This window comes from Microvirga lenta (genome assembly GCF_020532555.1).
Lineage (GTDB): Bacteria > Pseudomonadota > Alphaproteobacteria > Rhizobiales > Beijerinckiaceae > Microvirga > Microvirga lenta.
In genome coordinates, this window is record NZ_JAJBBR010000008.1 from 171,072 (window position 1) to 183,688 (window position 12,617).

Below are 12,617 nucleotides of genomic sequence, written 5' to 3' on the forward strand. Positions count from 1 at the left end.
TTTAAAGCCCCGCCCCGCTCTTCAGAAGCTTGTAGGTCATCGAATCCGTCAGCGCCTGGAACGAGGCGTCGATGATGTTCGCGGACACGCCGATGGTGGTCCAGCGGTCGCCGGAGGCGTCGCCGAACTCGATCAGCACGCGGGTGACCGCGTCCGAACCGCCCTGGTAGATGCGCACCTTGTAGTCGATCAGCTCCAGGTCCTGGATCAGGTCCTGGTACTTGCCCAGATCCTTGCGCAGGGCCACGTCGAGGGCGTTCACCGGGCCGTTGCCCTCCGCGGCCGAGATCAGCACCTCGTCGCCCACCCTCACCTTCACGATGGCCTCCGACGCGGTGACCATCTCGCCGACGGCGTTGAAGCGGCGCTCCACGCTCACGGAGAAACGCTCCACGTCGAAGAAGGCCGGCACCTCGCCGAGCATCCGCTTGACCAGCACGTAGAAGGACGCATCCGCCCCCTCGAAGGCGAAGCCTTCCGCCTCCTTGCGCTTCACCTCCTCCAGCAGCCGGCCGATGCGCGGATCGCCCCTCTCGAGCTCGAAGCCGAGGCGCTTCAGCTCGGCGAGAACGTTGGATTGGCCGCCTTGGTCGGAGACCAAGACCTTCCGCACGTTGCCGACGATCTCCGGCTCCACGTGCTCGTAGGTGCGCGGATCCTTCAGGACCGCCGAGGCATGGATGCCGGCCTTGGTCGCGAAGGCGCTCGCGCCCACGAAGGGCGCGTGGCGGTTCGCCGGCCGGTTCAGGATCTCGTCCACCTGCCGCGACACGTGGGTGAGCTGGCTCAGCGTCTCGTCCGTGACGCCGAGTTCGAACCGGGAGGCATAGCCGTCCTTCAGCTTCAGGGCACCGATGAGGGTGACCAGATTGGCGTTGCCGCAGCGCTCCCCGAGGCCGTTGAGCGTGCCCTGGATGTGCCGGGCGCCCGCCTCCACGGCGGCGAGCGAATTGGCAACGGCGCAGCCGCAATCGTCATGGGCATGGATGCCGAGATGCGAGCCCGGCACCGCCTTCGTCACCTCGGCCACGATGGCCGAGACCTCGTGCGGCAGCGTGCCCCCGTTGGTGTCGCACAGCACGACCCAGCGCGCCCCGGCCTCGTAGGCGGCTTTGGCGCAGGACAGCGCATAACCGGGATTGGCCTTGTAGCCGTCGAAGAAGTGCTCGCAATCGACCGCCACCTCGCGGCCCTTGGCGCGGGCGGCCTCGACGCTGTCGCGGATGCCGGCGAGGTTTTCGTCCAGCGTGGTCTCCAGCGCCACGTGGACATGGTAGTCCCAGGCCTTGGCGACGAAGCAGATCGCGTCGGCCTCGGCCTCCAGGAGCGCCGCGACGCCGGGATCGTTCGAGACGGAGCGGCCGGAGCGCTTGGTCATGCCGAAGGCGGTGAACTTGGCCCGTTTCGTCCGCTTTTCCGCAAAGAAGGCCGTGTCGAGCGGGTTCGCTCCCGGATAGCCGCCCTCCACGTAATCGATGCCGAGCCGGTCGAGCAGGCTCGCGATCGCCTTCTTGTCCTCGAGGGAGAAGTCGACCCCGGTGGTCTGCGCGCCGTCGCGCAGGGTGGTGTCGAAGAGATGGATGCGCTCGCGGGTCATGACGGACGTCTCTGTTCCTCGGGATCGGCGAGACGCTTCTCCATGGTGGTGTTGCCGAGCCACTCGTCGCCCAGCGGCACGGTGTTGCGGCGCTGGGGCTGGAAACCGCGCTGCTCGAAGAACAGGCGCGCCGTGTCGCTCACGTCGGCCACGAGGCGCTTGGAGCCGCGCGCCGTCGCGAGCTTCTCGACCGCGTCGTAGAGCATGGCGCCGACGCCCTGCCCCGCCACGTCGGGATGCACGTAGAACAGGTCGATCAGCTCGTTGTCGTGGAGTGCGATGAACCCGACCGGCGCCCCCTCCATGGTGGCGACCAGGGTCAGCCCCTTGGTGAACCGCAGGGGGAAGGATTCGTCGTCGGCCTTGGCCGCCCAGGCCTCCCGCTGGCTCTCGCTGTAATCCTCCTCGGTCAGCTCCTCGACGCTCGCCTGGAAGATCTCGAGCAGCAGAGGCACGTCGGCCGGCAGGAACGGGCGCAGGCCCGGTTTCGGAAGCGACTGTCCCATCAGCGTGCAACCTCCCAGGTGGACGTGCCGTCCTTGTTGTCCTTCACCACGACCCCGAGCGCCGCGAGTTCGTCGCGGATGCGATCCGACTCGGACCAGTTCTTCGTGGCGCGGGCCTCCCTGCGGGCGGCGATCAGCGCCTCGACGATGGCCGGGTCGATCCCGAGCGTCGCCTGCTTGCGCGCCTTCCAGGCCGCAGCCCCCTCGGTCAGGAAGCCGAGCGCGCGGAGATTGGCGCTCAGCTCCGCGTGCGCCCCCTGCCCGTCCAGCGCATGGAGTTCGGCCAGCATCTTCGGCGTGTTGAGGTCGTCCGACAATGCCTCGACGATCTGGGGCGACAGGGCGGCGGAGGAGCCGTCGCCCGCCAGATCGTACCAGCGGTCGAGGGTCTTCTCGCTTTCCTCCAGCCCCTTGGCGGTCCAGTCGATGGGCTGGCGGTAATGGGTGCGCAGCATGTTGAAGCGCAATACCTCGCCCGGCCAGTCCTTCAGCAGGTCGTGGATGGTGAAGAAGTTGCCGAGCGACTTCGACATCTTCTCGCCTTCCACCTGCAGGAAGCCGTTGTGCATCCAGACATTGGCCATGCGGGGCGTGTCGAAGGCGCAGCAGGACTGCGCGATCTCGTTCTCGTGGTGCGGGAAGACGAGGTCGATGCCGCCGCCATGGATGTCGAAGATCTCGCGCTCCGTCGGATCGGCGCAGGAGAGCCGCGTCTCGAACGCCTTCACCAGATGCCGCCAGGACATGGCGGAGCATTCGATGTGCCAGCCGGGACGGCCGGGCGTCGCGATGCCGGCGGGCGAAGGCCAGGCCGGGTCCTGCGGGCCGGAGGGCTTCCAGAGCACGAAGTCCATCGGGTCGCGCTTGTAGGGCGCCACGTCGACCCGGGCGCCGGACAGGAGCTCGTCGAGGGAACGCTTGGAGAAGGCGCCGTATTTCGGCACCTTCGGCAGGTTCTGCATGGCCGCGACGGAGAAGAGCACGTGCTCCTCCGCCACATAGGCCGCGCCGCGCTCGATCAGCCGCTCGATGATCATGCGCATCTCGTCGATGTGCTCGGTCGCCCGCGGCTCGACGAAGCGCGGGGGCTGCCCCGCCTCGTTCACGTCCTCGGGCATGAGGACGCCGAGCGCCCGGATGTCGGCGTGGAACTGCGCCTCGGTCTTGGCCGTCACCTCGCGGATCGCGTCGTTGTGGGGCAGGTCCGGGTAATCGCGGGCGGCGCGGGCGTTAATCTTGTCGTCCACATCCGTGATGTTGCGCACATACGTCACGGCGTCCGTGCCGTAGAGATGGCGCAGTAGACGGAAGAGAAGATCGAAAACGATGATCGGACGCGCATTGCCGATATGGGCATAGTCGTAGACGGTCGGGCCGCAGACGTAGAGGCGCACGTTCCTCTCGTCGATCGGGACGAAGTCGTCCTTCGATCGGGTCAGCGTGTTGTAGAGCCGCAGGTTGGGCGCCATGAAACCAAGTCCCTTCAGGCCGCAGGCCGGAGGATGGTTTCGATCTTGGAACGAGAACGAGACGGCTCCAGCCAGCGAAATGCGCTAGCTGCAAATAATCCCGGAAATGAGGATCGTTGCCGTGGTCATAGCAAAGATCAATGCCCTTTCAGCCGACCGGCGTCAAGGTTCCCGCCAGCTTGGCATGTTTTATTTGCACAAATGCATGCAACGGGCATTTGACAGCAGCGTTAGAGCTTTGTTCATGCCCCTTCGTGATAATACATCACGAGTAGAGTTCAGTGAGGTTTTCATGCGCCGCGCATATGCCATGCTCGGGTTGGGTACTGCTTTGTTTTTTGCAGCCGCGTCCTTGACCCTCCTGCCGAACGGGACTCAAGCCTCATCCACCCAGGCCACCTTCCTCGTCCCCGCCGCCGACGGTTACGGCGTCGCGGATTGCCTCATCTCAAGCCAGTCATGTGGCCAAGTTGTGGCGGACACCTGGTGCGAGGCCCACGGCTACACCCGCGCCGTCTCCTTCCGGCAGGTCGCCCCCCACGAGGTGACGGGCACCGTCCAGAAAGCATCCTTCGATACGCAGGAACTGCTTCCGGTCGCGATCACCTGCACCAACTGATCTTCGAATACTTGAAGTTGCTTCATCATGGCCGGGCCCTCCCCGGCCATTTTCGTGCCCGGCATCCATAGAACTCTCCTCCCCACTGGTCTCGCCGGCTTGAGGCTCACGCGGGTGGCGCCGACCGGCTCTCCTCCCCCTTGTGGGGAGGGAAAAGAGGTCGCGCTGAACACCGCCACGTCCACGAGGTGGGCTCTTTACCCCTTCAGCCACTCGCCGCATTTCGGCGGGACCTCCGTTCCCCACGGCATGAGCGGCACGGTGGAGGTGGAGTTCTTCGGCGAGCCTTCGATGGGGCGGTCGGAATAGACCATGTAGACCAGGGTGTTGCGCTTGGCGTCGCAGCCGCGGACGATCTGCATCTTCTTGAAGATCAGCGACCGGCGCTCGCTGAACACCACATCGCCCTGGCCGAACTTGCCCTTGAAGCGCACCGGGCCGACCTGGCGGCAGGCGAGCGAGATGTCGGAGACCTCCTCGGCCACGCCGAAGGTTCCCGAAATGCCGCCGCGCTCGGGGGTCGTGTAGTGGCAGGCCACGCCCTCCACGAGGGGATCGTCGAGTCCGTAGACCGCCAGCTTGTCGTCGGGCGTCAGGGCCCGCCACACGGTGGACTTCTTGAAGATCAGGTCCGGCTCCTGGGCCGCGGCACCCGAAGCCGTTCCCAGGATCAGCGCCACGGCCAGAGCGATTCGAGCAAACATCGTGAACTCCCAACGTTAAGCTCGCATGTGGGGATTGCCCCGTCCTTTGACGAGGGCTCACTCGGGGTGATGGCTCACCACGCAGATCTTGTTGCCGTCGAGATCCCGGAAATAGGCGCCGTAATAGTTCCGGTGGTAATGCGGCCGCAGGCCCGGCGCGCCCTCGTCGGCCCCGCCCTTCTCCAGGGCCGCCGCGTGGCAGGCATCGACCTGGGACCTTTTCGCGGCCAGCAGGGCCACCATGGCGCCGTTCCCGGGGGAGGCCTCCCGGCCGTCGAAGGGCCGCGCCACGATGAATTGCGGGCGCCCGCCCGGCAGGCCGTAGCCCAGGAGCATCTCGTTGGAATACCGCACCTCCAGCCCCAGCGGCGCCAGCACCGCATCGTAAAAGGTCCTGGCGCGGGCGAGGTCATTTGATCCGATGGTCGTATGGCTGTACATGGGGGCTCGTATTCCGGTCCGGCGGGCGTTTTTCGCATGGGAGGCTAGTTGGCCTCCCGCGGGGCGGGCAAGGGGATAACCACATTAGGGCCAAGTTCACGACGTCATATCACCACCGACTCGCGACATGACGCCCTGACGAATCCGGTTTAGCGACAAGCTTGATGACAAAGACACCCTTCTTCCGCTCCCTGATCGCCGCCGCGGCCTTCCTCGTCACCGGGGGAGTCGCCATCGCCCAGTCGCCGGAATGCCAGCGCTTCCGCGCGGAGCTCGCGGCCCTCGAACGGGGCGGCGGACAGGCCCAGACCGCCGCCATGCAGGCCCAGCGGAACGAGCTGAACCGGCTCCTGCGCTACTACCGCTCCATCGGCTGCGACCGCGGCCCCCTCGGGTTCCTCGCAGGCCCGGCTCCGGCCGAGTGCGGCGCCATCGCCGGGCAGATCCGCCAGCTCGAGGCCGGTTATGCGCGCCTCGCCCAGCAGGCCGCGGCCTCGGGCGAGGTCGAGTTCCGCCGCCGCCAGCTCCAGGCCGCCGTGCAGCAGACCTGCAGCACCGAGCAGCCCCGCGGCTTCTTCGAATCCCTGTTCGGCCCGCCGCGCGGCCAGCCCCAGCCGTCCGAGATCATGCCCGAGGGCCAGCCGATCATCGCCGACGGCGAGCAGTCCCTGGGCGGGCGCCAGCTCGTCTGCGTGAGGACCTGCGACGGCTCCTACTTCCCCCTGAGCAACGCCCCCGGCGGGCGCCAGGGCGCCGACGAGATGTGCCAGGCCCTCTGCCCCGGGACGGAAACCCGCGCCTTCGCCAGCCCCGGCGGCGACGACGGCCTGAACCGGGCGATCTCGGTCTCGACCAACCAGCCTTACACGTCGCTCGCGAACGCCTTCAAGTTCCGCAAGACCTTCGACGAGAGCTGCGCCTGCAAGAAGGAGAACGAGAGCTGGGCCGTCGTGCTGCGCCGGGCCGAGAGCATGCTCGAACAGCGCAAGGGCGACGTGATCGTCACCGCCGAAAAGTCCGAGGAACTGTCGCGCCCGAAGGCGACCCAGGCCCGCAAGGCCGCCGACAAGAAGGCGGACGAGGAAAGCCAGGCCGCCGCCGAGGCGGGCGATTCCGCCCCGACCGCGAGCCGCGAATCCGCCGGCATCGGGCCCCAGGCCATCGAGGGTGCGACGGTGGTGAACCAGGGCGAAGGCACGCGGCAGGAGGTCGTGGCCAGCGACGGCACCAAACGCACCATCCGCGTGATCGCGCCCAACGTCATTCCGGTGCCGAACGCGAAGAACTGATCCTTCGGGCGGCCCCGCGCGTCGAAAATTCGGCTTGGACGACTCCGCCGGGAACGGTCGGCGGAGTTCAGCCCATGCCCGTTTCGTGCTATCAGGCCGTGCCATGAAACCCATCGATTTCCGTCAGAGCCTTCACCCCTCCGACGCCTCGGAGCCGATCATCTCGGTCTCGGGCCTGGAGAAAACCTATGCGTCCGGCTTCCAGGCCCTGCGGAAGGTCGACCTGGAGATTCGCCGCGGCGAGATCTTCGCCCTGCTGGGACCGAACGGGGCCGGCAAGACCACCCTGATCAGCATCGTGTGCGGGATCGTGAACCCGAGCTCCGGCACCGTCCTGGCCGACGGCCACGACATCGTCCGCGACTACCGGGCCGCCCGCTCCAAGATCGGCCTCGTGCCGCAGGAGCTTTCCACCGACGCCTTCGAGAGCGTGTGGGCGACCGTGAGCTTCAGCCGCGGCCTCTTCGGCAAGAAGCCCGATCCCGCCTATCTCGAGAAGATCCTGAAGGACCTGTCCCTCTGGGAGAAGAAGGACAGCAGGATCATGACCCTGTCCGGGGGCATGAAGCGGCGCGTCATGATCGCCAAGGCCCTGTCGCACGAGCCCAAGATCCTGTTCCTCGACGAACCCACGGCCGGCGTCGACGTGGAGCTCAGGCGCGACATGTGGGAGATGGTGCGCGGCCTCCGGGAGAGCGGCGTCACCATCATCCTGACCACCCACTACATCGAGGAGGCCGAGGAGATGGCCGACCGGATCGGGGTGATCAACAAGGGCGAGATCGTGCTGGTCGAGGACAAGGCCGTCCTGATGCGGAAGCTCGGAAAGAAGGAGCTGACCCTGCACCTGCAGAACCCGCTCGCGGCGATCCCGCCGGAGCTTTCCGCCTATCCGCTCCAGTTGTCCGCCGACGGAACGGAGCTCGTCTACACCTTCGACACCCAGCAGGAGGAGACCGGCATCGCCGGCCTGCTGCGGCGGCTGGGCGAGCACGGCATCGACTTCAAGGATCTCCAGACCAGCCAGAGCTCGCTGGAGGACATCTTCGTCGATCTGGTCAGGGGACGCGCATGAACATCCACGCCATCAAGGCCATCTATCTGTTCGAGATGGCGCGCACCTGGCGCACGCTGATGCAGAGCATCGCGTCGCCGGTGATCTCGACCTCGCTCTACTTCATCGTCTTCGGCTCGGCCATCGGGTCGCGGATGGCGAACATCGACGGGATCAGCTACGGCGCCTTCATCGTGCCGGGTCTGATCATGCTCTCCATCCTGACGGAGAGCATCTCCAACGCCGCCTTCGGCATCTACATGCCGAAATTCACCGGCACCATCTACGAGCTGCTCTCGGCGCCGGTCTCCGCCATGGAGACCGTGATCGGCTATGTGGGCGCGGCGGCCTCGAAGTCGATCATCCTGGGCACGATCATCCTGATCACGGCCCGGCTGTTCGTGGATTTCTCCATCACGCATCCGCTGTGGATGATCGCGTTCCTGGTGCTGACCTCCGTCACCTTCAGCCTGTTCGGCTTCATCATCGGCATCTGGGCGGACAGCTTCCAGAAGCTGCAGGTCATCCCGCTGATGATCGTGACGCCCCTCGCCTTCCTGGGCGGCAGCTTCTACTCCATCAACATGCTCCCGCCGTTCTGGCAGACCATCGCCCTGTTCAACCCGGTCGTCTATCTCGTGAGCGGCTTCCGCTGGAGCTTCTACGGCGTGTCCGACGTGGGCGTCGGCATCAGCCTCGGCATGACCCTGGTGTTCATGCTGATCTGCCTCGCGGCCATCGGCTGGATCTTCCGGACGGGGTACAAGATCAAGGCGTGAGGGGCGCCACTGATATTCCCATGACGAGCGATGGGCTCCCTCTCCGTCATTCCGGGGCGAGCGTAGCGAGAGCCCGGAACCCATAGCCGCCGATGGGGCAGGACAAAGCGGGACGCCGATCGCTCTTCCTGAAACGTGATGTTTATAGGTTCCGGGCTCAGTCCTGCGGACTGCCCCGGAATGACGGTGGATGACTCCCGCGTGCGGCGCGGATCTTATGCCGCCTGCCCGGCGAGCCTCGCCTTCACCCGTTCCGGCCCGATCATCGGCAGCAGTGCGCCGAGTTCGGGGCCGTGATCGAGCCCGGTGAGCGCGAGGCGCAGGGGCATGAACAGGGCCTTGCCCTTCAAGCCGGTTTCGGCCTTCACGGCCTCCGTCCAGGCCTTCCAGGTGGTCGCGTCCCACGGCCCTTCGGGCAGCACCCTGGCGGCGGCCTCGATGAAGCCTTTGTCCTCGATCACGGGCGTCACCGGCCCGTTCACCACTGTCCACCACTCGACGACATCGGCCACCCTGCCCAGGTTGCCGCGCACCGCGTTCCAGAACGCCTCGCCGCCGTCGGCGCCGAGGGCGGCAAGGCGCTCGCGCGCCTTGTCGTAGGGCATCTCGTGGATCAGGCGGGCGTTGAGCTGTTCCAGCTCGTGCTCGTCGAACTTCGCCGGGCCGCGGGAGATGTGGCTGAAATCAATCAACCGCGCGAGTTCGTCCACGTCGGCCACCGGCCGCACGGATTCGGACGAGCCGACGAGGACCGCGAGGGACGCGATGGCCTGCGGCTCGAGCCCGGCTTCCCGCAGGCTCCTCAGCGACAGGTGCCCGAGGCGCTTGGACAGCCCCTCCCCGCTCGCGGTGGTGAGCAGGCCGTGATGGGCGAAGATCGGCGGCAGGGCGCCGAGCGCCTCGAAAATCTGGATCTGCACCGCCGTGTTGGTGACGTGGTCCTCGCCGCGGATCACGTGGGAGATCCTGAGGTCGATGTCGTCGGCCACCGACGGCAGCGTGTAAAGATAGGTCCCGTCCTCGCGCACCAGCACCGGATCGGAGAGCGAGCTGCAATCCACATGGCAGTCGCCGCGGATCATGTCCGTCCAGGGCACGACCCGGTGGTCGAGCAGGAAGCGCCAGTGCGGGCGACGGCCCTCCGCTTCGAACTTCTCCTTCTCCTGGGCGGTCAGCTTCAGGGAGGCGCGGTCGTAGATCGGCGGCAGGCCGCGGGCGAGCTGGCGCTTGCGGCGGAATTCCAGCTCCTCCGGCGTCTCGTAGCAGGCATAGAGGCGCCCCATGATGCGGAGCCGCTCGGCCACGTCGTCGTAGAGCTCGAACCGCTCCGACTGGCGCACCGTGACGTCCGGCGGCACGCCGAGCCACTTCAGGTCGAACTCGATCGCATCGGCATATTCCCGCTTCGAGCGCTCCTGGTCCGTGTCGTCGAACCGGAGAATGAACAGGCCCCCCTCCCGGCGCGCATAGAGCGCGTTGAGCAGGGCCACGCGGGTGTTGCCGATATGGATGAGCCCGGTCGGGGACGGGGCGAAGCGAACGATGGGCTGTGACATGGCGAAAGCCTATGGCGAAGGGCGGCGCGCGGCGCAAGGGGCTGCGTGTGCCTCCTCCCCTTACGGAGAGGGCCGGAGCGATGCGGACAGGCGGGAGACCGGTTTCAATCGCCCCTCATCCTGAGGGCCTGGCTCATGAAGCGCCGATAGGTGGCCGGAAGCGCCAGCTTGTTCTCCTCCCCACGGACCTAGGGCCTCGCTGGAAACGCTAACCTGCTCTCCTCCCCCTTGTGGGGAGGAGGTGGAGGTGGGGGTGTGGGCGCCACACCCTCATAGGCTATCGCTCACACCCCCACCCTGGCCCTCCCCACAAGGGGGAGGGAAGACCGTTGCGCGAAACACCGCCACATTCGGAGGCGACACGTCCCTCCTCACCCTCATCCTGAGAAGCCGCGTCAGCGGCGTCTCGAAGGATGATCCAGAGGTCTCCGGAGACGCCGCCCCTCGGCATGAAGACCTGGAGGAGAATGCTGGCGGCATCGGCACTGCGCATTCGAGCCACATGCCCGTCTTTCCGACCTTTGCCCTTTGTGCCTCCCCGCCAAGGGAAGGACGGCGCGTCAGACGTCCATCTCGCTCATCCGCGGCTTGCCGGTGGCCCGCTGCAGGGCCTCGTCGTTCCGGTGGGCGACCATGCCCTGGTCGCGGAAGCGGTTGACGATGGGGTAGCGGCGGTCGCGGCCGAAGTTGCGGCGGGTCACCTTCACGCCCGGGGCCGATTGGCGGCGCTTGTATTCGGCAAGGTAGAGCAGGCGCTCCACCTTCTTGACCGTCTCCAGGTCGTAGCCCCTGTCGACGATTTCGCAGACGCGCAGCTCCTGCTCCACGAGGCCGCGCAGGATCTCGTCGAGATCCTCGTAGGGCGGCAGCGAATCCTGGTCCTTCTGGCCTTCGCGCAGTTCGGCGGTCGGGGCCTTGGTCAGGATGTTCTCGGGAATCACGACACCGTCCGGCCCCAGGGCGCCCTCGGGCTTCCAGCGGTTGCGCAGGGCGGAGAGGCGGTAGACCTCCATCTTGTAGAGGTCCTTGATCGGGTTGAAGCCGCCGTTCATGTCGCCGTAGATGGTGGCGTAGCCCACCGACATCTCCGACTTGTTGCCCGTCGTCACCACCATGGCGCCGAACTTGTTCGAGATCGCCATGAGGATGGTGCCGCGGGCGCGGCTCTGGAGGTTCTCCTCCGTGATATCGCGCGGTTTGCCCGCGAACATGGGCTGGAGCAGCTCCTCGAAGCCTTCCACCGCCGCCGCGATGGGCAGCGTGTCGTAGCGGACGCCCAGCGCCTTGGCGCAGGCCTCCGCGTCCTTCAGGGACTCGCCCGAGGTGTAGCGGTAGGGCAGCATCACGCAATGGACGCGGTCCGGCCCGAGCGCATCCACCGCCATGGCGGCGCAGATGGCGGAATCGATGCCGCCGGAGAGACCGAGCACCACGCCCGGAAAACGGTTCTTCTCCACGTAGTCGCGAAGGCCGAGCACGCAGGCGGCGTAATCGGCCTCCTCGCCCTCCTCCACCGTGACCCTGGGAGCCTCGATGCAGGCCCAGCCCTCCTCCGACTTCTCCCAAACCGAGAGCGCGACCGTCTCCGTGTAGGCCGGGAGCTGGCAGGCGAGCGAGCAATCGGCGTTGAACACGAAGGAGGCGCCGTCGAAGACCAGTTCGTCCTGGCCGCCCACCTGGTTGAGATAGACCAGCGGCAGGCCGCTTTCCGTCACCCGCGCGGCGGCGATGTTGAACCGCTCCTCCGTCTTGCCGCGCCAGTAGGGAGAGCCGTTGGGCACCAGGAGCATCTCGGCGCCGGTCTCCGCCAGACACTCGACCACGTCCCCGCTCCAGATGTCCTCGCAGACCGGGATGCCGAGGCGGATGCCGCGGAAATTGACCGGCCCCGGCAGCGGCCCGGCCTCGAAGACGCGCTTCTCGTCGAACACGCCGTAATTCGGCAGATCGACCTTGAACCGCACGGAGATCGTGCCGCCGTCCAGCAGCGCATAGGCGTTGTAGAGCGCCCCGTCCTCGCGCCAGGGCAGGCCGATCAGCAGCGCCGGTCCGCCATCGGCGGTCTCGCGGGCGAGGCGCTCCACCGCGGCCCGGCATACGTCCTGGAACGCGGGCTTGAGCACCAGGTCCTCGGTCGGATAGCCGGCGAGGAAGAGCTCGGGGAACATCACGATGTCGGCGCCCATCCGGGCGGCCTCGGCCCGCGCGTCGCGGGCCTTCTGCTCGTTGCCGGCCACGTCGCCGACGATGGGGTTGAGCTGCGCGAGAGCGATCTTGAGTCTGTTCTGGGCCATAGCCTCACGATTTAGCGCGGCAGCTTATGCGCAGCAATGAGGAGCATGCGCTTTCCTGTGACGGCCGGGTCGAGGGCCCCACCTATGGGTCTCCAGTGCGGCCTCGGCCACATCGCGTCCGGGAAAGAGCCAGAAGCTTGAGCGGAACCGGCCAAAGCCCAGTTCGTTGTTCTGGCACGAACGGAATGGGAGATTGAAGATGTTGAAAGGTGGTCTACTTTGGCTCATCGGCATTCCTTTGCCGATTATCCTTATCCTGTTCTTCCTCGGCTTCCTGAGCTGATCTCGGATTGCTTGGCGGAGTTTGCA

Annotated in this window: 11 protein-coding genes; 4 read left to right on the forward strand and 7 right to left on the reverse strand. The window is 66.6% G+C overall.

Features of this window, described 5'->3' with window-relative positions; all coding sequences use genetic code 11:
• Position 1: 1 nt before the first annotated feature.
• The 3 genes from cimA to cysS are packed head-to-tail and all read right to left on the reverse strand — an operon-like array spanning position 2 to position 3,572.
• Entirely contained in the window at positions 2-1,597 is a 1,596-nt protein-coding gene (gene cimA, locus LGR44_RS13520; RefSeq protein WP_226741223.1) for a citramalate synthase, read from the reverse strand.
• Complete coding sequence (locus LGR44_RS13525; RefSeq protein ID WP_226741224.1) at positions 1,594-2,103, reverse strand: GNAT family N-acetyltransferase; 510 nt, start codon at positions 2,101-2,103, stop codon at positions 1,594-1,596. The genes cimA and LGR44_RS13525 overlap by 4 nt, the downstream gene beginning before the upstream one ends.
• Entirely contained in the window at positions 2,103-3,572 is a 1,470-nt protein-coding gene (gene cysS, locus LGR44_RS13530) for a cysteine--tRNA ligase (protein WP_226741225.1), read from the reverse strand. The genes LGR44_RS13525 and cysS overlap by 1 nt, the downstream gene beginning before the upstream one ends.
• A gap of 292 nt (positions 3,573-3,864) precedes the next feature.
• Here cysS and LGR44_RS13535 point away from each other — a divergent pair, with 292 nt between their 5' ends.
• Positions 3,865-4,191, forward strand: a complete 327-nt coding sequence (locus tag LGR44_RS13535) for a hypothetical protein (protein WP_226741226.1) — start codon at positions 3,865-3,867, stop codon at positions 4,189-4,191.
• A gap of 197 nt (positions 4,192-4,388) precedes the next feature.
• On the opposite strand, the gene LGR44_RS13540 is transcribed toward LGR44_RS13535, so the two are convergent.
• A complete protein-coding gene (locus LGR44_RS13540; protein ID WP_226741227.1) occupies positions 4,389-4,895 on the reverse strand; it encodes a CreA family protein in 507 nt (168 codons plus the stop codon).
• Positions 4,896-4,952: 57 nt separating this feature from the next.
• Positions 4,953-5,336, reverse strand: coding sequence for a VOC family protein (locus tag LGR44_RS13545; RefSeq protein WP_226741228.1), 384 nt, complete (start codon positions 5,334-5,336; stop codon positions 4,953-4,955).
• Positions 5,337-5,500: 164 nt separating this feature from the next.
• On the opposite strand from LGR44_RS13545, the gene LGR44_RS13550 reads away from it, so the two are divergent.
• From LGR44_RS13550 to LGR44_RS13560, 3 genes are all read left to right on the forward strand, one after another.
• A complete protein-coding gene (locus LGR44_RS13550) occupies positions 5,501-6,625 on the forward strand; it encodes a DUF2865 domain-containing protein (RefSeq protein WP_226741229.1) in 1,125 nt (374 codons plus the stop codon).
• Positions 6,626-6,728: 103 nt separating this feature from the next.
• Entirely contained in the window at positions 6,729-7,700 is a 972-nt protein-coding gene (locus LGR44_RS13555) for an ABC transporter ATP-binding protein (protein WP_226741230.1), read from the forward strand.
• The gene (locus LGR44_RS13560) at positions 7,697-8,458 is read left to right on the forward strand and encodes an ABC transporter permease (protein ID WP_226741231.1); all 762 of its coding nucleotides are present in this window, start codon (positions 7,697-7,699) and stop codon (positions 8,456-8,458) included. Before LGR44_RS13555 ends, LGR44_RS13560 begins: the two co-directional genes overlap by 4 nt.
• 215 nt (positions 8,459-8,673) lie before the next feature.
• On the opposite strand, the gene gltX is transcribed toward LGR44_RS13560, so the two are convergent.
• Positions 8,674-10,014, reverse strand: a complete 1,341-nt coding sequence (gene gltX, locus LGR44_RS13565) for a glutamate--tRNA ligase (RefSeq protein ID WP_226741232.1) — start codon at positions 10,012-10,014, stop codon at positions 8,674-8,676.
• A gap of 560 nt (positions 10,015-10,574) precedes the next feature.
• Complete coding sequence (locus LGR44_RS13570) at positions 10,575-12,308, reverse strand: NAD+ synthase (protein WP_226741233.1); 1,734 nt, start codon at positions 12,306-12,308, stop codon at positions 10,575-10,577.
• Positions 12,309-12,617 lie beyond the last annotated feature (309 nt).